This is a genomic window from Marinospirillum sp. (genome assembly GCF_035271045.1).
Taxonomy (GTDB): Bacteria; Pseudomonadota; Gammaproteobacteria; order Pseudomonadales; family Halomonadaceae; genus Marinospirillum.
The window spans coordinates 165012-187365 of the sequence record NZ_DATESC010000030.1; the positions used below are offsets into that span (position 1 = coordinate 165012).

Below are 22354 nucleotides of genomic sequence, written 5' to 3' on the forward strand. Positions count from 1 at the left end.
CTTAGAGAGTCAGTAGGGTATCGCCAACCTGTACGGCATCACCCTCACGCACAGTGACTTCGTTGACAGTACCAGCTTTTGCTGCTCGAATTTCAGTTTCCATTTTCATGGCTTCCATAATAATAACCACTTGATTCGCTTCAACCGCTTCACCGGGTTTTACCATGATTTTGAAAATGTTACCCGCCAGCGGTGCATCCACTGTTAAACCAGAACTTGCCGCGGGCGCTGCTGTAGCAGTGGCAATGGGCGCAGCCGTGCTAATCGCGGAAACATCACCACCTTCAGCCACTTCAACCACATAGGCTTGGCCATTAACTTTAACCGTGTAAACGCCAGAGTCATTCGCCGCTGTTGCTGAAGCTTTAGCCGCTGGTGCTGTTGTAGCTTGAGCGCTTTCTAAAGTTGGCACAGGTTCAAAGGCAGAAGCATCGCCACGGTTCTTTAAGAATTTAAGACCAATTTGTGGGAACAGCGCGTAGGTTAATACGTCATCAATTGCTTGCTCACCCGTGGCTAGCTTAATGCCTTCTTCTTTCGCTTTCGCTTTAACTTCAACCGCTAGCTTGTCCATTTCATCGTCAATCATGTCGGCAGGGCGGCAAGTAATGGCTGCTTTGCCTTCTAAAACACGGGCTTGCAGTTCTGCATTGTAAGGTGCTGGCGCTGCGCCATATTCGCCTTTTAAAATGCCTTGCACTTCTTTTGAAATGGATTTGTAACGTTCGCCCATTAGAATGTTAATAACGGCTTGCGTGCCCACAATTTGTGACGTTGGCGTAACTAAAGGAATAAAACCTAGGTCTTCACGTACGCGAGGAATTTCAGCTAATACTTCATCAAACTTATCCGCAGCACCTTGCTCTTTAAGCTGGCTTTCCATGTTGGTCAACATACCGCCTGGTACTTGTGCAACAAGAATGCGTGAATCAGTACCGCGTAAAGAACCTTCAAACTGAGCGTATTTTTTACGCACTTCACGAAAATAAGCGGCGACTTCTTCTAATGCCAGTAAATCTAAGCCTGTATCGCGGTCGGTGCCAGCAAGTGCTGCCACTACTGATTCTGTGGCTGAATGGCCGTAGGTCATCGACATAGAAGAAATAGCGGTATCCACACGGTCAATACCGGCTTCAACGGCTTTTAGAATGGTCATATCAGACAAGCCAGCCGTTGCGTGGGCGTGCAGCTGAACTTCTAAACCTGTTTGAGCTTTAAGGCGTGTGACTAAATCAAAAGCATTGTAAGGCGTTAAAATACCCGACATATCTTTAATACAAATGGAATCTGCGCCCTTGTCTTCTAATACTTTGGCGTAGTCGACCCACATTTCTGTGGTATGTACTGGGCTGGTGGTATAAGAAATCGTACCTTGCGCGTGTTTACCGCAAGCTTTAACCGCTTTAATGGCACTTTCTAGGTTACGTGGATCGTTCATGGCATCAAAAATGCGGAATACATCAACACCGTTAGTGGCAGCACGTTCAACAAATTTTGCGACTACATCATCAGCGTAATGGCGGTAGCCGAGTAAGTTTTGACCACGCAATAACATTTGCTGTGGTGTTTTAGGCATGGCTTTTTTAAGTTGACGAATACGATCCCAAGGATCTTCACCCAAATAGCGAATGCATGAATCAAATGTAGCGCCACCCCAGCTTTCTAACGACCAGTAACCAATTTGGTCAAGCTTTTCAGCAATGGGTAGCATATCGTCTAAACGCATCCGTGTTGCAAATAGCGATTGGTGAGCGTCACGAAGCACAACATCAGTTATACCAAGCTTTTTCTTGGGTGCAGTCATCATCATTACCTATAAAGTCTAAATGGGGTTCGTTAATAGTTAAGTTTTTTGTCTTGCTATTTTTGTCGTACTATTTACGCTGTCTGTGTAGGTGAATTGCGGCACTAATAGCAGCAATTAAGTCTGGGTTTTGTCCTTGATTTGAGTTAGCAAAAGCTTTGTTCTTAGGTATTGCAACAGGCTCAGGTTTAGAAAAACGCAGAATAATTTTCGACATTAAAGTGGTAGCGATTACCAGCAATGTCAAGAAGGCATAAACAAACCCCATGCCCATCAGCATTAGGTTAAAACCTTCCATCATTAGATCGGTTGATTGCATTGCACGTCCTCTTTCGGTGCTTTAATTTGCAGGCTTAACCTTGCACCAGATTTTTTTTTGTAGCAACTACAAGAATGACTACCTTTTTAAACTTTTAATCAAAAACTGGCTAAGAGTCGTGTATTTGCTAAAGCAGCTAGGTAAACTGCGAACCTTGAAAAATCACCTTTTTTTTGATTTGTGAGCAACTTTTGAATACCAAGACCCTTGCTTTAATTGCTGTAGCGCCAATGGAGGGCGTTATGGATGCCACCACGCGCGACCTAATTACCCGTCAAGGTGGTTGGGATTTTTGTGTCACCGAGTTTTTACGTGTAACGCAAGGTCGACAACCACTAAAAGTTTTCCAACGTATTTGCCCAGAGCTGCGACAAAATGCCCAAACGCTTATAGGTACGCCAGTGCATTTACAATTGTTGGGCAGCGATCCAGCAGCCTTAGCTATCAATGCTCAAATTGGCGTTGCCGCCGGTGCTAAAGTAATAGACCTTAATTATGGCTGTCCGGCTAAAACAGTTAATCGACACTTGGGCGGCGCAAGTATGCTGCGTTACCCCGATAAACTTTATGCAGCAACCCACGCGGTTGCACAAGCACTAAAAGAGTCCAACACACCGCTGACCGCAAAAATGCGTTTAGGGTATGACGATACCGAATTAACCCTCGACAACGCTCGGGCACTGAATGCTGCAGGCATTACCCAGCTAGTTGTTCACGCCAGAACCAAAGCACAAGGTTATAAACCACCGGCACATTGGGAATGGATCGCCAAAATTGCTGAAGTGGTAGATGTACCCGTCTTTGCCAATGGTGATATTTGGACGGTCGCTGATTATCAACGCTGTGTTGAAGTCAGCGGTGTAAAAGACGTGATGCTAGGGCGTTCTTCCATGACCAACCCTTGGTTAGCCAAACAAATTAAACAGCACCTTACGGGTAAAGAAGTTGAGCAAGTCGACTTTAAAAGAGTACTGGGCTTTTTACTGCAATGGTTAGTATTGGACGCACAGTTTTATGAAGAAATAGTAAGAGTAATGCGAGCCAAGCAATGGTTAGTGATGTTTCGTTTAAGGTGGGGTGAAGAAGCGCAGCAGGTGTTTGATGTTTGTAAACGCCTAACCAATGAAAGGGATTTAATGAGTTATTTAGAAGATTATTTGTTGTTTTCTGATAGCTAGTTTTCTGATAGCTAGTTTTTTAATAGCCCGTTTGCTTATGCCTAGCTAAAGCCCAAAGCACGTGCTCTTGAACAATCGCATCTGGGTAATCACATTTAGTCGTTAAAGTGTCTATTATCGCAGCGCTAGTGGGCGCGTTACCCAAAGCCACCGCAATATTACGCAGCCAGTTAATATAACCGCTGCGGCGAATGGGTGAACCTTGGGTATTTTTTAAAAAGGTCGCTTCATTCCAGTTAAATAAATCAATTAAATCGCTACTATCTAATTGGTGGCGTGGGTAAAAATCGGCTTCTTTAGTGGTGGGTGAAAAACGTGTCCAAGGGCAAGCTAACTGGCAATCATCGCAGCCATAAATACGGTTGCCCATTAAAGGCCGTAACTCTTCTGGAATACTACCTTTTAGCTCAATAGTTAGATAGCTAATGCAACGGCGAGCATCCAAAACGCCATCGGCAACAAAAGCTTGAGTAGGGCAAGCCGTATGGCAAGCCGTGCAAGCACCACAATGGTCTTTTTTAAAAGGCTCGTCGGCTGGTAGCGGTAGATTAATGTAAAGTTCGCCAAGAAAAAACCAGCTACCTGCCTTGGGTGTTATTAACATGCAATTCTTACCTATCCAGCCCAAACCGGCTTGCTGGGCGATACCTCTTTCTAAAACAGGAGCAGAATCGGTAAAAGCACGGGCTTGAAAATCTGGAAAAGCTGCTTGCAGTTCAGGCATTTGGGCTAGCTGCTGATTCATGTGTTCTGCCAAACTAGACAGGCGTTTACGAATAAGCTTGTGGTAATCACGCCCTAGCGCATAGCGACTCACATAAGCTTTGTCAGCACTATTGAGTATTTTAATGGCTTGGGTTTCTGGTGGTAAATAATCTAAATGCACACTAATAATGGCTTGCGTGCCTGCTTCTAACAAGCGGGGATCACGGCGTTTGTCTAGGTTGTTGGCCATCCATTGCATATCACCCTGGTAGCCAGCCGCTAACCATTTTTCTAAATAAGCAGGGTGTTCACCTAAATTAATACCGCTAATACCGCAGGCAGAAAAACCCAGCTCACGGGCTAGGTGTTTAATGTGTTGGGCTAGGTTTTGTAACAAAGGTTGGTTAGGCATTGCAGAATTATATACTTGCCTCCTCTTCACAGCCATGAATTAACAGACTGTGAAGAAGGAGTGCAAAATTAATTACATACCCAGTAGGTTGGGTAAACCCATGGAGATGCTTGGAACGTAGGTAACCAGAACTAAGAAACCCAGTAGTAGCATTAGCCAAGGCATAGCAGCACGAATCACTTCAGCCAAAGACATTCCTGTTACAGCAGAGGTGACAAATAGGTTTAAGCCCACCGGAGGTGTTATCAGTCCTATTTCCATATTCACCACCATAATAATACCCAGGTGAATAGGATCGACACCTAGCTCTATAGCGATAGGGAACAGAATCGGTGCCAAAATTAAAATAATCGCTGAAGGCTCCATAAATGCACCGGCAATCAGCAAGAGAATATTCACCGCTAAAAGGAACATCCACGGCTGTAAACCGGCTTCTAATACCATTGCGGTGATTTGCTGGGGTATTTGTTCGGTAGTTAAAACGTGCGCAAAAAGCATGGCATTGGCAATAATAAACATCAGCATGATGCTAAGTTTAGCGGCTTCAAGCACTACTTTAGGTGCTTCTTTAAACGTCATATCCTTGTAAACAAACAAGGCAATAAATGCCGAATAAACCGCAGCAACGGCAGCAGCTTCGGTTGGGGTAAACATTCCTGAGTAGATACCACCCAGAATAATCACCATCAACAACAAACCCCAAGCGGCTTTACGTGCAGCAGCAAACCACTGGCGTGGCGTAGCTTTGGGTAAGGCTGGTAGGTTTTTCTTAACAGCAATCACATAAATTGCCACCATCAGCACTAAACCTAATAATACGCCTGGTACAACACCGGCCATAAATAGCTTGCCGACGGAAGTTTCAGTTGCTGCAGCATAAACAACCATAACCACGGAAGGTGGAATTAAAATACCTAGCGTACCGGCATTAGTCACAATACCTGCAGCAAAAGGTTGTGGATAACCTGAGCGCACCATACCAGCAATCGCAATAGAGCCAACTGCAGCAACCGTGGCAGGGCTTGAACCAGAAAGTGCAGCAAATAACATACAGGCCATAACTGCGCCAATCGCTAAACCACCACGAATATGACCAACACTAGCATTAGCAAAGTCAATTAAACGCCTTGCAACACCGCCAGTGGTCATAAAAGAACCCGCCAGCAAAAAGAAAGGAATCGCTAACAGTGTGTAGTGTTCACTGGTTTCAAATAGCTTAATCGCCAGTGACCGTACAGAATCTGGGCTGAATAGCATAATGGTGACAGAACCTGCCAAACCCAAAGAAACCGCTACTGGCACACCAATAAACATCAGTGCAAAAAGTGCCATAAAGAGGAAAAGAATCGTCATTACTGTTGTTCCTCTTTGTTATTGGTTTTCTGTTCACTTAGTTTCATTGCATCAGCAGCTTCATCGGCTAAGCCTAAGCCAATTTGCTCATTACGCAGGATGCGTACCAATATTTCTGCAAAGCGTATAAAAACCAAGGTAAAACCTAAAGGTACAATTAAAGTGATATGCCACTGTTTAATGCCAAACTGACCTAAATCATCGGCACCAATATTAACCTCAAATAATGCACTTACCCACTCAAAGCTGGCGACCGTTATCAGTGCTGCATAGCCAAGGCTAATCACACAGGCAAGTAGCGCTATGTATTTTTGAGTCTTTTTGGAGGCTAATTTAACTAACGCATCAATGCCGATGTGTCCACCGACGCGTACACCATAAGCAATGCCAAAAAATAGCAGCCAAGCAAATAAAGCTTTGGTTAAGGCGTTACTCCAAGTCATGTCTTGAGCCATGTCTAAAATAAAATCGCCAATCGTAAAAAAGAATTCTGACAGGCCTACTGAACTAGCTTCAAAGCGATCGCCTAAGCTATAAAAAAAAGTATAAAAATTGTTCAAGATAACGTAAACAAAAGTAACCAAAGTCATGGCGGTCAATAAAAAGACAATAAATCCTTCTTCAAAACGATCCCAAATTAGGCGTAGCTGCTGCATAAAAAATCTCCAGAAAAAACCCCCGCTAATCCTTCATGGACTAACGGGTGTTGTTTTTTTACTGCTTATTAGCTGCTTCTGCGGCTTTAATGCGATCGGCACCAATGTCTGACTCAAATTTCTTCCACACTGGCTTCATTGCTTTACGCCACTTTTCACGCTCAGCTTTAGTCAAATAAAGAATTTCAGTGTTGCCACCGTCTAAAATGGCTTGTTTATCACGTTGATTAATGTTTTCAGCTTGCTTATTCACTTCCATACTAACTTCCGCCATGATTGCCGTTAGCTCAGTACGAATATTGGCAGGTAAGCCTTTCCAAAACTCAGTATTGGTAATAACCATATAATCTAACAAACCGTGGTTAGATTCAGTGATGTGTGACTGAACTTCATGCATCTTCTGTGAATAGATGTTTGAGTAGGGGTTTTCTGCACCGTTAACAACGCCGGTTTGTAGACCCTGATAAACTTCAGAAAAGCTCATTTTACGTGGATTAGCACGAATGGCTTTGAACTGCTCGTCCAGTACAGCAGACGCTTGCACACGGAATTTTAAGCCCCGTGCATCTTTAGGTTCACGCAATGCTTTGTTAGCAGAAAGCTGCTTTAAACCGTTGTGCCAGTAGCTTAGACCCGTAATGCCTTTACTTTCCATCGTGGTTAGCAATTCTTGACCAACAGGGCCTTTTTGGAAACGGTCAACAGCATGAATGTCGTCAAACAAAAAAGGCAGGTCAAAAATTTGGATTGGCTTTGAATAATGCTCAAATTTAGCCAAAGAAGGGGCAATTAACTGCACATCACCTAGCAATAACGCTTCCATCTCTTTACCGTCACCAAACAACGAAGAGTTAGGGTAAACCTCCACACGCACTTGACCGGGCAAACGTTCCTCAGCAAGTTTTTTAAACAATAAAGCACCCTGACCTTTAGGTGTGTGTTCGGCTACAACGTGTGAAAATTTAATAACAATAGGATCAGTAGCAAGCGCCAAGCTTGCCACCGTCAGTGATGCAGCACAAAACAATGCTTTAGTAGCTGTTTTAAACATTAAGATTTCCTCTTTCTTTTAGAATTGTCGCAATAGGGTAATTTTATTGTTTTAGGATCAATGCTATTTAGAGTGGACAGCATTTAGACAGAACTCAAGTATCCAAACTCATGCAGCTAATCATGCAGGTTGCGTGCCTAATGATTGCTTTATGCAACTAAAGTTTAGTGTGTTGATGCCTAAGACAACTGTTTTTATTTGGAATAGTGCTGATTAAAGGAAAAGGTTATGAATCAATACGCCGTATTGATTGTTTTTATAGGCGATTTTTCGCCATAATCAGCCGCCACTTGGCGGATTTTCGCCACTGGTCGAGAGATTAAGTCCGTATTTACGTAGTTTGTCGTGCAGGGTTTTACGCGGTAACTGCAAAGCTTCAGCCACTTCCCTTAAAGAAGAGTGTGGTTTAGTAAGCTCAGCAGCAATTAAATTGCATTCAAAATTGTCTACTTGCGTTGCTAAAGGTTGATTAATATTAAGGCAATTGCTGCTTTCTGATACCGAACTAATGGCTAGGTCTAGTCCTAATGCCCAGCGTTCAGCAGCATTTTGTAGCTCACGAATATTACCTGGCCATTCATGGCTTAGCAGTTGAGCACGAGTAGCAGTGTTTAAGCTAATGGCATTTAAGTGTATTTCTGTTAATTGGTATTTTTGACCAGCAAGGCTAGCAAAGTGTTGAAATAGCGGCAGAATGTCTTCCGTACGCTGGCGTAAGGGTGGAATATTCAGCTGGGCAACATTTAAGCGATAAAACAAGTCAGCACGAAAACGCCCTTCATCGGCTGCTGTTAGCAAGTCTTCTTTGGTGGCAGCAATAATGCGTACATCCAAAGGAATCAGTTGGTTAGAACCCACCCTTTCCACCACCCTTTCTTGTAAAAGGCGCAGCAGCTTAACTTGTACATCAAGGCTCATGCTTTCAATTTCATCTAAAAAAACAGTACCGCCTTTGGCGTGTTCAAATTTACCAATCCGACGTTTATTTGCCCCAGTAAATGCACCGACTTCATGACCAAATAGCTCGCTTTCAATCACCGACTCAGCTAAAGCGCCAGCATTAATTGCCACAAAAGGCGCAGCGCGGCGCGGTGATAAATCGTGTAAAGCCCTTGCTACCACTTCTTTACCGCTGCCAGTTTCACCCAAAATCAACACGTCGGCTTGAATGTTTGCCAAAGCGCTGATTTGCTCACGTAACCGTTGCACGCTGCTAGAATGCCCTAACAGCCGTTCGCCCAGTAACTTTTGTTCGGCAAGGGCAAAGCGTAAGGCGCGGTTTTCTATGACTAGGCGACGCACTTCTAATGCACGGTTTACACTGTCTAATAACAAATCGCTAGCAAAAGGCTTTTGCAAAAAATCATAAGCCCCTTGCCGCATAGCTTGCACGGCTAAGGGCACATCACCTTGCCCTGTGATAAGTAAGACAGGTAATTGTTTGTCGCTTTGTTGAACCTGTTCTAAAAGCGCTAAACCGCTAATATCTGGCATACGAATATCGGTGACTAATACGCCCAACCAATCTTTGGGTAACGCTGTTAAAATACCTTTAGCACTGGCAAAGGCTTGCACGTTTAAACCGGCTAAATCAAAAGTTTGGCTTAGCGCTGTACGCAAATGACTGTCATCATCTAAAAGCACTACATGGGTGTTTGGGCTTATCTGAATCATCTAAAGCTATCCTCGCTAGCGTGCAATTGAGCGACATCAGGAATTTGGCGTAAATAAAGTGTAATTAAAGCACCGCCTTCTGGGTGGTTAGCCAGCACTAGGCGACCTTTAAGTGCTTGGATTAGGCTATTACAAATGGCCAGCCCTAAACCTAAACCTTTGGCGCTAGTTTTGGTGGTGTAAAAAGGCTCAAAAGCCTGTTGTAAAGCCTCTTTAGTAAAACCTGTCCCGTTATCTCTAAGGGTTAAAATAACCCAGCCATCAATAACTTGTGTATTTAACCAAAGTTGGCGTGGCGTTTTACTTTCACTTAAAGCATCTAACCCGTTGTTAACTAGATTGCTTAAAATTTGTCGTAAACGTGTTTCACCGGCTTCAACCCAAAGCGTGGCTTCAGGAATGTCACGAATAATTTCTATGCCTAAATGTTGCTGGCGCTTAGCGATTAACGCAAGGGTATCATCAATTGCTGGTTGCAAGGCAACGTGTTCAGAAGCATGACGGTCACGCCGCGCAAAAGCACGCAAATGCTCAATAATAGAAGCCATACGCTCAGTCAATGAAGCAATCAAACCAAGATTTTTAACCGCTTCTTCTAAGCGCTGCTTTTGTAGCAAAACTTTGGCATTGTCGGTATAGCTGCGTATGGCGGCCAATGGCTGGTTTAATTCGTGGCTAATGCTGGCAGACATAATACCTAAAGCCGATAACTTACCAGCCTGTATAAGTTCATCCTGTGCTCTCACCAGCTCTTGTTGGGTTGATTCACGCTCTAAGACTTCTTGTTTTAAGCGTGTATTTAACGTTTGTAAATCTTGAGTGCGGGTGCGTACATTGGCTTCTAATTCACGCTTAGCTTGGGCATCCATTGCTATGCGTTCTAAGTAATGGCGCTTACGTTGCATCAATAAGCCAAAAATAAGTAACACTGCTAATAAAGAAGCCGTAACAACAGCCATAGCCGTGTTAACGGGTTCGTTAATTAAACGCCTTGGTGTAAAAATGCTCACTTGCCAACCTATATGAGCGAGCAATTGGTTAAGTCTTAACCAGTCTTGTGGGTTGATGGTTAATAGACTCGGGTTGATGGAAGTATAAGGCTGATGTTCAGCAATGCTAAGCTGCTCTTCTGAATCAAGTTCACGCGTGGCTTTAAAACGCCACTCAGGTTGAGAGGTTAAAATGACCACGCCGTTTTTATCGGTAACTAATAGCTGTTCTGGCGTTTTCCCCCAAAGGGTTTCGGTGAAATCTAAATCAACCTTAACCACAATAACACCACTAATTTTTTCGTTAGAATAAACCGCACCGCCAAAATAATAACCGCGTTTAAATGAAATATTGCCTAAACCAAAAAACTCACCGCGACCATTGTTTAATGCATTTCTAAAATAAGGACGAAAAGCAAAGCTATTACCGATAAAACTGTGTTTATCATTCCAATTTGAAGCCGCTAGCGTTAGCCCTTGGGTGTTCATTAGATAAATAACACTCGCCTCTGTTTGTTGTTGAATACTTTTAAGCAGCGTATTGGCGGTTTGTAGCGTGTTAGCATCGGTAGGATTAAGTAACGCTTGCTGTACACTGGGCAAGCGACCTAAAATTTGTGGCAAAACCTCATAGCGTTGCAAAGTGCCTTGTAAATTAGCCACAAACAAGTCTAGCGTTTGTTCATTTTTACGGCTCAGTCCTTCAAGGTAATAACCTTCAACAAAGCGGTGAATAGGCCAAAGCAAGAGCACTAACAAAAGTGCCAACCATAAGAAACTGCGCCAAGGTGTTTTTAAAAAAGTCATGGGTTACTCTTTATGCGTTGAGTGCGTTGGTTTAGTTAACGCTACTAAGCTTTTTGATTTTTGCCTATAATAGATCGCTAATAAATAAAGGATAAAATATGAAAGCACAGTTTTATTTGGCCGATGAAACAGCTCAAGCAGAGCTAGGTGCTAAGCTTGGCGGTTTATTTACAAAAGGCATAGTTTACCTTGAAGGTGATTTAGGGTGTGGTAAAACCACTTTTTCACGGGGCTGGATTCAAGGTCAAGGTCATCAGGGCGCAGTAAAAAGTCCTACCTATACGCTGGTAGAACCCTATTTATTACAAGACCGTCTTATCTATCACTTTGACCTTTATCGTTTAGCCGATCCTGAAGAGCTTGAGTACATCGGTGTTCGAGACTATTTTGAGAGCAACGCCTTGTGTTTGGTAGAATGGCCGCAACAAGGTAGAGGCTTTTTACCTAAAGCAGATTTGCAGCTAACTTTTACATATCAAGATTCAGGCCGCTATTTACAAATAGAAGCTTTGACATCAGCGGCTGAAATAGCTTTACAACAGCTTCTTAATTCCTGAACGCCTTGTTGATAATGATGACTTTAAAACTTACCCGATATTTTTTGTTATTAGTGTTTTTTGCTGTCTTATCGCTACAAGTACAGGCAAGCTCGCGGATTAATAATCTTCGAATTTGGCCAGCACCCGATCATACGCGTTTGGTATTTGACTTGTCTGGCCCGGTCGAACACCGCGTTTTTAGTTTGGACAACCCTAAACGGTTAGTGATTGATATTAGCGATGTGCGCCTTAATACCGTGCTGGACAATACCGATCTAGCTTCAACGCCTATTAGTCGTTTGCGCTCTGCTAAGCGTAATCGAACAGGTTTAAGAGTCGTACTGGATTTATCCCAAGATATTCAGCCACGCAGCTTTTTATTAAGGCCTAATGCACAATATGGCCACCGTTTAGTCGTTGACTTAGTCTTGCCAGAAAAGCAGGCAGCGGTTAGGCAGCCCGTTGTTAGATCAACCGCTCAATCCAAACAGCCGCGCCAAATAATTATCGCCATTGATCCAGGGCATGGTGGTGAAGACCCCGGTGCTATTGGCCCAAGCGGTACGCGTGAAAAGCACGTTGTATGGGCAATATCCAGAGAGTTAGCAAAAATTATTGAGCGCGATCCTGTATTTAAGCCAATATTAACGCGCACGGGTGATTACTACATCGGTTTGCGCCAGCGTGTGAATGTAGCACGTCAAGCGCGTGCCGATTTATTTGTGTCTATTCATGCGGATGCTTATCGCTTGCCGCAACCGCAAGGTTCGTCGGTCTATGTTTTGTCACAACGGGGAGCAACGTCTGAATCAGCGCGTTGGTTGGCCGATAGCGAAAACCGTGCCGATTTAATTGGTGGCGTAGAAGGCGTATTAACGCTGGGCGATAAAGATGAAACGCTGGCGGGTGTATTGGTTGATTTATCCATGACAGCAACACTTTCAGAAAGCCTTAAAGTGGGTTCGCGGGTATTACAAAGCTTAGGTCAAATCAATACGCTGCACAAACGCGACGTTGAACAAGCCGGATTTTTAGTGCTTAAATCGCCCGATATGCCATCGATGCTGATTGAAGCGGGTTTTATTTCGAATCCGCAAGAAGAAAAGCGCCTGCGTGATTTGGCTTATCAGCGCAAATTAGCACAACAAATTGCTAATGCAATCAAAGATTATTTTTTAGAAAACCCACCGCCTAATACGCTCTTATCAAACAAGCAATACAAGCAATCTTCGTCTTATACCATTCGCCGTGGTGATACCTTGTCAGAAATTGCACGGCGTAAAGGTGTTGATATCAGCGAGTTACGTAAAATGAACGACTTAAATGATGATGTTATTCAAGTGGGACAAAGATTAAGGATTCCATCAACATGAACGCTGAACCATCCATTCAACTGCTTAGCCCACGTTTAGCTAACCAAATTGCTGCCGGTGAAGTGGTTGAACGTCCTTCGTCAGTACTAAAAGAGCTGGTTGAAAACTGCCTGGATGCTGGCGCTAGCCAAGTGGATATTGAGCTAGAAGACGCTGGCGTAAAATTATTAAGAATTCGTGATAATGGCAGCGGCATTGCGTTGAGCGATTTACCGCTAGCGCTGGCACGTCATGCCACCAGTAAAATCACCACTTTAGATGATTTAGAAGGTGTGACTAGCTTAGGCTTTCGGGGTGAAGCTTTGGCTTCAATAAGCTCGGTTTCACGCCTAGAACTAATCACTAGCACCGATGATTCGGGTAAAGGCTGGCGCGTGGTGGCAGAAGGTCGAGAAATGCAGTCGCAAATTAGCCCAGCACCGCACCCGCGTGGTACTAGCTTAATCATACGCGACTTATTTTTTAACACCCCAGCAAGGCGTAAATTTTTACGCACCGAACGTACCGAATTTAGCCATTTAGAAGAAGTATTTCGACGGTTAGCGCTGTCGCGTCAAGACGTGGCTTTTACGCTTAAACACCAAGGTAAACTCATTCATCAACTGACTGCTGTGCCTTGTTATACGGAAGATGAAGATTTACAGCAGCAAGGTTTACAGCAGCGCCGCGTCACCCAGTTATTAGGCAAAGATTTTATTGAACAGTCGTTACCCATTGCAGCCGTTGCAACGGGCATTCAACTGCGTGGCTGGGTGGGTTTACCGATTTATGCCCGTGCTCAAGCTGATCGCCAATATTTTTTTGTCAATGGCCGAGTGGTGCGCGATAAGCTAGTGGCTCATGCCATACGCCAAGCCTACCAAGATGTGCTTTATGGTGGTCGTCATGCGGTTTTTGTCTTGTATTTAGACGTTGATCCTAAAATTGTTGATGTCAATGTTCATCCCACCAAAAGTGAAGTGCGATTTAGAGACGGGCGCTGGGTGCATGATTTTATATTTAGCAGCCTGCATCGGCGTTTATCGGGGGCACTGATTGGCGCTGAAAAGATTAGCGCTGAAAAGATTGGCGCTGAAAAACACTCACAAGAACAGCAAAATTATCCAACAGTAGCAGCGTCAGCAAACCAATTCAGCCCACCCATAAAACAGTTGCAAGAACAAGCGTCATTAAATTGGCCCGTGCCGCAATCAACCGCAGCAGCCTTTAAACCAGCAACCACGGGTGCTACTTTAGATTTTTACCATCAATTAGCGGCGGACTTGCCACCTAAAGCAGCCCCTGCTATTTCAAACACTACGGCTTCAAACATTCCACCCTTGGGTTATGCGCTGGCGCAGATGCAGGGGATTTATATTTTGGCGCAAAATGCCCAAGGTTTGGTCGTCGTCGATATGCACGCTGCCCATGAGCGAATTACTTATGAGCGCTTAAAAACTGACTGGTTAAAACGCCCGTTAACCGCCCAACCTTTGCTGATTCCTGAAGCGGTAAGTGCTGATGAAGTTGCGGTTGAACTAGCGAGTAAAAATACTGAACTGTTACATGATTTAGGCGTGCAGCTGGATATACTAGGCCCGCAAGAACTGGTTATCCGCTCTATGCCGGTGCTGTTGCAAGGTGCTAATGCCGCTGCTTTAGTGTCTACTTTATTAGATGAGCTAAAACGCTACGGCACGGCGCGTAGTTTAGAAAACTCCATTAATGAAGTGCTTGCCAGCATTGCTTGTCACGGTTCGGTGCGGGCAGGTCGGCAGTTAGCGATTCCTGAGATGAATGCTTTGCTGCGTGATATGGAAATCACTGAACGCAGCGATCAATGTAATCATGGTCGCCCCACTTGGTTTCAGTTAAGTATGCAAGATTTAGACACGATGTTTTTAAGGGGGCGATGATGCTAGAAGTGTTAGATGAACGCCCACCGGCTATTTTTTTACTAGGTCCCACTGCTGCGGGTAAAACTGATTTAGCCATTGCTTTGGTTGAGCAATTAAATTGTGAAATTATTAGCGTGGATTCTGCCCAAGTGTATAAAGGCATGGATATTGGCGCTGCCAAGCCCGATGCTGCAACGCTTGCCAGAGCGCCGCACCGTTTAATTAACTTGCGTGATCCAGCAGAAAGTTATTCAGCAGGCGATTTTCGCCGTGATGCTTTGCAGGCGATGCAGGAAATAACCGCAGCAGGCAAAACGCCTTTGTTGGTCGGCGGCACATCGCTTTATTACCAGCGCTTATTAGCAGGCGATAGCAATTTGCCTTCGTCTAACCCGCTGATTCGCCAACAGCTAGAAAAAGAATTACAGGCTATCGGCTGTCCAGCGCTGCACCAGCGTTTAGCAGCCATTGATCCAGAATCAGCGGCTAAAATTGCACCAACCGATCCGCAGCGCACCCTGCGTGCTTTGGAATTATTTCTGCAAACAGGTAAAACTCGCACCCAACTTTGGCAAGAGCAGCAGCCAGAACCCTTTGCGTGGCGTTTATTGCAACTGGGTTTAACGCCTACCCAGCGCAGCACTTTGCACCAGCGTATAGAGCAAAGATTTTTGCTGATGTTGGAACAAGGTTTAATTGAAGAGGTCGAAGCTTTGCGTAAACGTAGTGATTTGCACTTGGGATTAGTTTCCATGCGTGCAGTAGGTTATCGCCAAGCGTGGCAATATTTAGACGGTGATTTTGATTTAACCGAGTTAAAAGCTAGAGGCATCGCTGCAACACGCCAATTAGCTAAGCGACAATTGACTTGGATGCGCTCGTGGCAGCATCTTAATTGGCTGCAAAGTGATCACTCGCAACTTTTACCTTGTGTACTAGCAGCGGCAACGGCATTTATAGCAAATGAAACGACGAATAAGGCAATTGAAAATAGATTATTAGCATTAAACCCAACTTTATTATAAGTTTCTTTTGCAGGTGCAGCAGAAATGACGGACAAAGACTGGGTGGGATGGTTATAATTGCTTTAGAGCAACGCATAAATAAATCGAAGTTCTATAAAAAATGTATAAAAAATGTATAAAAAATTCTAATGTTTAATGGAGATACCACTATGTCTAAAGGGCAAACGTTACAAGACCCCTACCTAAACTTGCTACGTAAAGAGCGAGTTCCTGTCTCTATTTTTTTAGTTAATGGGATTAAGTTGCAAGGTCAAATTGAATCGTTCGATCAGTTTGTGATTTTGTTACGTAATACCGTCAGCCAAATGGTTTATAAGCACGCTATTTCTACTGTTGTGCCTTCACGCAATGTACGCCTACCTAGTTCGGATGAAGATGAATCTTAAAGCTTGTATTGGGAGTTATTGATTGTTTTTTGAACGCGAAGAGGGCGGCAACAGGGCTGTCCTTGTGCACATAGATTTACCTGATGAATTGAAACGTGAAGATTCAGCCGAGTTTTTAGAGCTAGTGCGTTCTGCTGGTGCAGAGGTGCTGGTTCTTATTGGTGGTAGCCGTAAATCACCTTCGGCAAGATTATTTGTCGGTGATGGTAAATTAGAAGAAATTCGTGCAGCAGTCGAAGAATATCAAGCCGATTTAGTCTTGTTTAATCACAGCTTAAAGCCTTCTCAAGAACGTAACCTTGAAAAAGAATTAGGTTGTCGAATTCTTGACCGTACTGGTTTAATTCTGGATATTTTTGCTCAACGAGCGCGTACCTATGAAGGTAAGTTGCAAGTTGAATTAGCACAACTAGAATTTCTGACTACGCGTTTAGTGCGTGGGCGGACTTACCTACAAAGCCAAAAAGGTGGTATTGGTTTACGTGGGCCAGGTGAAACGCAGTTAGAAACCGATCGACGTTTAGTGCGTAAGCGCGTTGAGGCAATTCAAAGCCGCTTAAAAAAAGTACGCGTGCAGCGTGAAACCAGTCGCCGTGCCAGAGTACAGGCTGAGATCCCAGCCGTTTCGTTAGTAGGTTATACCAACGCAGGTAAATCAACGTTATTTAACCGTCTAACCAATGCGGATGTTTATACTGCTGATCAGCTTTTTGCGACCCTTGATCCTACTTTGCGGCGCATCGAGTTAGAGGATGTCGGGACAGTTGTGCTTATTGATACGGTCGGCTTTATTCGTCATCTACCGCATAAACTGATCGAAGCTTTTCAGGCAACCTTACAAGAAGCCGCTGAAGCAACCTTGTTAATACACTTGGTCGATGCTGCAAGCCATGAAAGGGATGACAATATAGATCAGGTTGAGCAAGTGCTAGACGAAGTGGGCGCTGCTGAGGTACCCACTTTGATGGTATTTAATAAAATTGATCGGCTAGAACAACAACCAAGAATTGAGCGTGATGCTAATGGCGTACCAAAAAGGGTTTGGTTGTCAGCAGCAACCGGTGAGGGTTGTGATTTACTGCTGCAAGCCATTAACGAGCGCTTAGCGATTAAAATTGTTAAGGGTTTGCTGCAGCTTCATCCCGCTCAAACACGTTTACGTGCTGGTTTGTTTAATTTAAATGCAGTGACTGTTGAAAACTACAGTGAAGAAGGTCACTGTCAGTTGCAATTACGTTTGCCACAAAAAGATTTTCGGCAGCTTCTTTCGCAGTTAAATCTAGCAGAAGAGTCGTTACTTTGGATTACAAAACCATGACCTTAATCACAATTTAAGGTAGCATTGCGCGATATTTATTGCTTAAAAAACCAATCAAAGACTACATAATTTTAGTGGAGAGCACTCTATGGCGTGGAATGAGCCAGGCGGTAACGGCAATCAGCACGATCCTTGGGGCGGCGGTGGACGTAAGCCCGACCGTAACTCAGGTAAAGATGATGGCCAGCGACCCAATCAAGGACCACCCGATTTAGACGAAGCCTTAAAGAAGCTACAAGATAAAGTAACCAACATTTTTGGTAGTGGGAAAGGGGGTGGTTCTGGCGGCTCTAAATCGCCCAGTAAATTTGGTGGTTATGGTTTAACCGCTTTGATTGCTGTACTTGTTCTAGCCATATGGGTTGCTGGTGGCTTTTACTTGGTTGACCAAGCTGAGCGCGGTGTTGTATTGCGTTTAGGCAAATACCATGAAACAGTAACACCTGGCTTACATTGGAATCCGCCGATTATTGATTCGGTAACAAAAGTTAACGTGACGCGTATTCGTTCATTTAATCAACGTGCCACCATGCTAACCCGTGATGAAAATATCGTACAAGTTAGTATTTCTGTACAGTATGTGGTTAGTAACCCAAAAGATTATTTATTGAATGTTCGTGGCCCAGAGCGCAGCCTTGAGTATGCTTTAGACTCCTCGTTACGCCATGAAGTGGGTACAACCGATTTAATTCAAATTTTAACCGAAGGGCGTGAAATTTTAGCCCAAGGTGTGAATAAGCGTTTACAAGCTTTTATGGATTACTACGCGGTGGGTTTAACGCTAGAAACCATTAACATTGAAAGCACTTCCGCACCGGATGAAGTTCAATCAGCATTTGATGATGTTATTCGCGCCCGTGAAGACCGTGAGCGCAGTATTAACCAAGCACGTACTTATGAAAACTCAGTACTACCTGATGCTGAAGGTCGTGCAGCGCGTATTCGTGAAGAAGCGCAAGCTTATCGTGAATCAGTAACAGCAAGAGCAGAAGGTGAAGCAAGTCGTTTCTTAGCATTACTAAAAGAATACCGCCAAGCACCTGAAGTAACGCGTGAACGTTTATACATTGACGCAATGCAAGCGATGTTATCTAACGCAAGTAAAGTACTGGTTGATACTGAAGAAGGTAGCAACAACATGATGTATCTGCCGCTGGATCGTTTAGGCTCATCTACACCCGCAACAGCATCACGTAACGTCACCAGTAATTCAGCAACAGCGCCAACGACTGACTATGATTTAGAGCAGTTAACGGATCAAGTGATTGAACAGATTCGTGAACGCCAAAACGCCAATACCAGTATCCGTCGGGAGGGTCGCTAATGAACGCTCGCTCTATAGTTGCGTTGGCTATTCTTGCTCTATTAGCAATGTTAGCTAGTAGCAGTTTATACATCGTTAATGAAACACAACGTGCCATACGTTTGCAGTTTGGTGAAGTTGTAGAATCTGATATTCAACCAGGTTTACACATTAAAGTGCCGGTTTATAACACGGTACGTTTATTTGATACGCGCTTGCAAACCCTTGATGGTAGTCCGTCACGTTACTTAACGGGTGACCGTAAAGGCGTGATCGTTGACTCTTTTGTACAGTGGAAAATTGTTGACGTTACGCGTTATTACGAAGCAACAGCCGGTGACGAACAAGCTTCTATGCGCTTAATTGCACCGCGTGTTGATGAAAGTTTGCGTAACGAATTTGGCCGTCGTACTTTGGGTGAAATTGTTAGCGAACAACGTGATGAGTTAATGAGTCGTCCAATTGAAGAATTAAACCTTGCTTTGCGTGACTCGATGGGTGTTGCGATCTTTGATATTCGTGTGAAGCAAATTGATTTACCGTCCGAAGTGTCTAACTCGGTTTATGAGCGGATGCGTACTGAACGTCAACGTGAAGCGCGTGAATACCGTGCTCAAGGTCAAGAACAGTCCGAGCGTATTCGTGCAGCAGTAGACCGTGGGCGTGAAGTTATTCTTGCAACAGCAGAACGTGATGCTGATATTTTACGCGGTGAAGGTGATGCAGAAGCAACAGGGATTTATGCGCGTGCTTATAATCAAGACCGTGAGCTTTACAGTTTCTTGCGTAGCATGGAAGCCTATCGTGCCACCTTTAACAGCAAGCAAGATATTTTAGTTGTTAGCCCAAAAAGCGATTTTTTCCGTTATTTAGATAACGCCAAAGGCAGTAAATAACTTAGCTTTTAGGCTTGGGTTCGCCGGGAGTCACACCTCCCGGTTTTTTATGTAAAGCATAAATGCAATAAGGCTGGAGAAGTTTATGAGTAGTGCAGACCGTTGGCTGCTACCTGATGGAATGGATGAGGTGCTACCTCCTCGTGCGCGTCAAATTGAAAATCTGCGTCGTAAGCTGTTAGACCTTTTTCATAGCTGGGGTTATGAACTGGTTCTACCCCCTAAAGTTGAATTTTTAGAATCTTTGTTAGTGGGCGCTGGGCATGATTTAGGACTACAAACATTCAAAGTAACCGACCAATTAAGCGGTCGCATGATGGGTGTAAGTGCCGATGTTACGCCACAAGTTGCACGTATGGATGCTCATTCGATGCACTCTGAAGGCACAGCACGTTTTTGTTATTCAGCAGAAATTGTGCGTACTCAGTTAGACAACCTTTTAGGTTCGCGTTCACCCATTCAACTGGGTGCCGAGCTATTTGGTCAAAATGGCGTTGATAGCGATTTAGAAATTTTATGTTTAATGCTCGATAGCTTGTTATTGGCGGGCGCTGAAAATTTGTGTTTAGATTTAGGTCATGTGGGCATTTACCGTGCCTTACTAACCGACAGCAATTTGCCTGAAGAAGCTGAATACCAACTATTTGGAATTTTGCAGCAAAAGCGCTTAGACGAACTGGATGCCTTTTTAGCGCCTTGGGAAGATCAAGCTGCTATTCAGCTGATTAAAGCCTTGTCTCAATTAAATGGCGGTACAGAAGTACTCGCGCTTGCTCAGCAAATGTTGACTAATGCACCAGCAGTGGTACAAGAAGCCTTAACAGCACTGCAACAGCTTGTTAGCGCTTTAACAGAACAATACCCCGATTTAAACATTTACTTAGACTTGTCGGAATTACGTGGCTTTCATTACCATACAGGCATTGTCTTTGCTGCTTATGTGCCTAGTTTAGGGCAAGCCCTTGCTAAGGGTGGGCGTTATGATGAAATTGGTAAAGTATTTGGTCGAGCACGTCCGGCTACAGGTTTTTCAACCGATTTAAAAGCTTTGGTCAGTTTGCAGCAAACACAACAAGCTAAAGCTCCTTTCATTGCCCCTGCAGCTATTTTAAGGGATAAAGCAGGTAGAGCTTTGTTAAAAGACCTACGTGCTAAAGGTGAAAGAGTAATTTTACAAGCTGCGGAGACTACTTTATCGTCTGCTTCTGGCCAGAAAATTACACATAAAAATGATCAGTGGGTGATCGCAGAGTGAACTAAGTGTTTGACAAGCTAAGTAGGCTTGTTAACCTTGTCAGGTTTGGCTTTTTAAATTCATTTAGGCTACAGAGATTAAAAAATGGGCAATAACGTTGTCATTTTAGGTACCCAATGGGGTGATGAAGGTAAGGGTAAGGTTGTTGATTTGCTAACAGAAAATGCTAAAGCTGTAGTGCGTTTTCAAGGTGGGCATAATGCAGGACATACCCTTGTTGTAAATGGTCAAAAAACTGCACTCCACTTGGTTCCTTCTGGCATCCTACGTGAAAATGTCACCTGCGTAATTGGTAATGGTGTAGTCGTTGCACCTGATGCTTTGCTCAGAGAAATTAAAATGCTGGAAGAGCGTGGCGTTGAAGTACGCAACCGTCTAAAGCTATCCGCTGCTTGCCCGCTCATCCTTGAATACCATGTACGTTTAGACGTGGCGCGTGAAAATGCCCGTGGCGAAGCTAAAATTGGTACAACAGGGCGCGGTATTGGGCCAGCCTATGAAGACAAGGTTGCGCGTCGCGGTCTACGCATTGGCGATTTACTTTGCCCAGAGCGTTTTGCAGAAAAACTAAAAGAAGTGTTGGTTTACCATAATTTTGTTTTAGAAAACTTTTTTAAAGAAGCGCCTGTTGATTATCAAACGTTATTAGATGAGTGCATGGTTTACGCTGAGCAACTGCGTCCAATGGTTGCTGACACCATTACCTACTTGCATGATTTACGTAAGCAGGGCGCTAAAATCATGTTTGAAGGCGCACAAGGTTCTTTGTTAGACATAGATCACGGTACTTACCCTTTTGTTACTAGCTCTAATACTACAGCAGGCGGTGTAGCAACGGGTTCAGGTTTTGGCCCTAAATACTTAGATTACATTCTTGGTATTACTAAAGCCTATACCACACGCGTGGGTTCTGGCCCAATGCCTACCGAGTTACTCGATGAAGTTGGTGAGTATTTAGGCACTAAAGGTCACGAATTTGGTACTACAACAGGCCGTTCGCGCCGCTGCGGTTGGTTTGATGCCGTCGCTGTTAACTATGCCGTACAAGTTAATTCGGTGACTGGCATTTGCTTAACCAAGCTTGATGTATTAGATGGCTTAGAAGCGCTGCAAGTGTGTGTGGCTTACGAAGATAAATCCGGTCAGCGCGTACAATGCCCGATTGATGCGGAAGGTTTTGCTGCGGTTACACCGATTTATGAAACATTACCGGGCTGGACTGAATCAACAGTAGGCGCTAAAACCCTCGAAGAATTACCTGTTAATGCGCGTAACTACATTACTTTTTTACAAGAAAAGTTAGGTGTACCGATTGACATTATTTCAACCGGCCCTGACCGTGTTGAAACAATTGTATTGCGTGATCCCTTCGCAGACTAGCCAGTAAAAATAGCGCAGCTTTTACCTTGTTTGATTGAATGTAGGTTTAAGCTG

19 protein-coding genes are annotated in these 22354 nt (G+C 44.1%); 11 read left to right on the plus strand and 8 right to left on the minus strand.

What is annotated here, in order from left to right; all coding sequences use genetic code 11:
* Position 1: 1 nt before the first annotated feature.
* Both oadA and VJY63_RS11425 read right to left on the minus strand, forming a co-directional pair.
* A complete protein-coding gene (oadA, locus tag VJY63_RS11420; protein ID WP_324051035.1) occupies positions 2-1804 on the minus strand; it encodes a sodium-extruding oxaloacetate decarboxylase subunit alpha in 1803 nt (600 codons plus the stop codon).
* A gap of 70 nt (positions 1805-1874) precedes the next feature.
* Positions 1875-2123, minus strand: coding sequence for an OadG family protein (locus tag VJY63_RS11425; protein ID WP_324050953.1), 249 nt, complete (start codon positions 2121-2123; stop codon positions 1875-1877).
* A 191-nt stretch (positions 2124-2314) separates the two neighbouring features.
* Here VJY63_RS11425 and VJY63_RS11430 point away from each other — a divergent pair, with 191 nt between their 5' ends.
* Positions 2315-3301 (plus strand): tRNA-dihydrouridine synthase family protein, encoded by a 987-nt coding sequence (locus VJY63_RS11430; RefSeq protein ID WP_324050954.1) that lies wholly within the window; start codon positions 2315-2317, stop codon positions 3299-3301.
* 19 nt (positions 3302-3320) lie between these two features.
* Here VJY63_RS11430 and queG read toward each other — a convergent pair whose 3' ends face one another.
* The 6 genes from queG to VJY63_RS11460 form a co-directional block, all read right to left on the minus strand.
* Positions 3321-4418: a tRNA epoxyqueuosine(34) reductase QueG gene (gene queG, locus VJY63_RS11435; RefSeq protein ID WP_324050955.1), complete on the minus strand. Its 1098-nt coding sequence runs from the start codon at positions 4416-4418 to the stop codon at positions 3321-3323.
* A 72-nt stretch (positions 4419-4490) separates the two neighbouring features.
* Positions 4491-5771, minus strand: a complete 1281-nt coding sequence (gene dctM / locus VJY63_RS11440; RefSeq protein ID WP_324050956.1) for a C4-dicarboxylate TRAP transporter large permease protein DctM — start codon at positions 5769-5771, stop codon at positions 4491-4493.
* A complete protein-coding gene (locus VJY63_RS11445; protein ID WP_324050957.1) occupies positions 5771-6427 on the minus strand; it encodes a TRAP transporter small permease in 657 nt (218 codons plus the stop codon). The genes dctM and VJY63_RS11445 overlap by 1 nt, the downstream gene beginning before the upstream one ends.
* Positions 6428-6485: 58 nt before the next feature.
* A complete protein-coding gene (locus VJY63_RS11450) occupies positions 6486-7478 on the minus strand; it encodes a TRAP transporter substrate-binding protein (RefSeq protein ID WP_324050958.1) in 993 nt (330 codons plus the stop codon).
* Positions 7479-7757: 279 nt separating this feature from the next.
* Positions 7758-9152 carry a sigma-54 dependent transcriptional regulator gene (locus tag VJY63_RS11455; RefSeq protein ID WP_324050959.1) on the minus strand — a complete coding sequence of 465 codons (1395 nt, stop codon included), beginning with the start codon at positions 9150-9152 and terminating at the stop codon, positions 7758-7760.
* Positions 9149-10948: a sensor histidine kinase gene (locus VJY63_RS11460; protein WP_324050960.1), complete on the minus strand. Its 1800-nt coding sequence runs from the start codon at positions 10946-10948 to the stop codon at positions 9149-9151. The genes VJY63_RS11455 and VJY63_RS11460 overlap by 4 nt, the downstream gene beginning before the upstream one ends.
* Positions 10949-11046: 98 nt before the next feature.
* Between VJY63_RS11460 and tsaE the strand changes: the two genes are divergently transcribed.
* The 10 genes from tsaE to VJY63_RS11510 all read left to right on the plus strand — a co-directional run bounded on the left by tsaE (position 11047) and on the right by VJY63_RS11510 (position 22300).
* Positions 11047-11505: a tRNA (adenosine(37)-N6)-threonylcarbamoyltransferase complex ATPase subunit type 1 TsaE gene (gene tsaE / locus VJY63_RS11465; protein ID WP_324050961.1), complete on the plus strand. Its 459-nt coding sequence runs from the start codon at positions 11047-11049 to the stop codon at positions 11503-11505.
* Between the two features lie 14 nt (positions 11506-11519).
* Entirely contained in the window at positions 11520-12860 is a 1341-nt protein-coding gene (locus VJY63_RS11470) for an N-acetylmuramoyl-L-alanine amidase (protein WP_324050962.1), read from the plus strand.
* Positions 12857-14755 carry a DNA mismatch repair endonuclease MutL gene (mutL, locus tag VJY63_RS11475; protein ID WP_324050963.1) on the plus strand — a complete coding sequence of 633 codons (1899 nt, stop codon included), beginning with the start codon at positions 12857-12859 and terminating at the stop codon, positions 14753-14755. The genes VJY63_RS11470 and mutL overlap by 4 nt, the downstream gene beginning before the upstream one ends.
* Positions 14752-15762: a tRNA (adenosine(37)-N6)-dimethylallyltransferase MiaA gene (gene miaA, locus VJY63_RS11480; RefSeq protein ID WP_324050964.1), complete on the plus strand. Its 1011-nt coding sequence runs from the start codon at positions 14752-14754 to the stop codon at positions 15760-15762. The genes mutL and miaA overlap by 4 nt, the downstream gene beginning before the upstream one ends.
* A gap of 149 nt (positions 15763-15911) precedes the next feature.
* Positions 15912-16148 carry an RNA chaperone Hfq gene (gene hfq / locus VJY63_RS11485; protein ID WP_324050965.1) on the plus strand — a complete coding sequence of 79 codons (237 nt, stop codon included), beginning with the start codon at positions 15912-15914 and terminating at the stop codon, positions 16146-16148.
* 22 nt (positions 16149-16170) lie between these two features.
* A complete protein-coding gene (hflX, locus tag VJY63_RS11490) occupies positions 16171-17466 on the plus strand; it encodes a ribosome rescue GTPase HflX (protein WP_324050966.1) in 1296 nt (431 codons plus the stop codon).
* A gap of 88 nt (positions 17467-17554) precedes the next feature.
* Positions 17555-18790: an FtsH protease activity modulator HflK gene (gene hflK / locus VJY63_RS11495; protein WP_324050967.1), complete on the plus strand. Its 1236-nt coding sequence runs from the start codon at positions 17555-17557 to the stop codon at positions 18788-18790.
* Positions 18790-19665: a protease modulator HflC gene (hflC, locus tag VJY63_RS11500; protein ID WP_324050968.1), complete on the plus strand. Its 876-nt coding sequence runs from the start codon at positions 18790-18792 to the stop codon at positions 19663-19665. Before hflK ends, hflC begins: the two co-directional genes overlap by 1 nt.
* 85 nt (positions 19666-19750) lie before the next feature.
* Positions 19751-20920 (plus strand): ATP phosphoribosyltransferase regulatory subunit, encoded by a 1170-nt coding sequence (locus tag VJY63_RS11505; protein WP_324050969.1) that lies wholly within the window; start codon positions 19751-19753, stop codon positions 20918-20920.
* A gap of 84 nt (positions 20921-21004) precedes the next feature.
* Positions 21005-22300 carry an adenylosuccinate synthase gene (locus VJY63_RS11510; protein ID WP_324050970.1) on the plus strand — a complete coding sequence of 432 codons (1296 nt, stop codon included), beginning with the start codon at positions 21005-21007 and terminating at the stop codon, positions 22298-22300.
* Positions 22301-22354 lie beyond the last annotated feature (54 nt).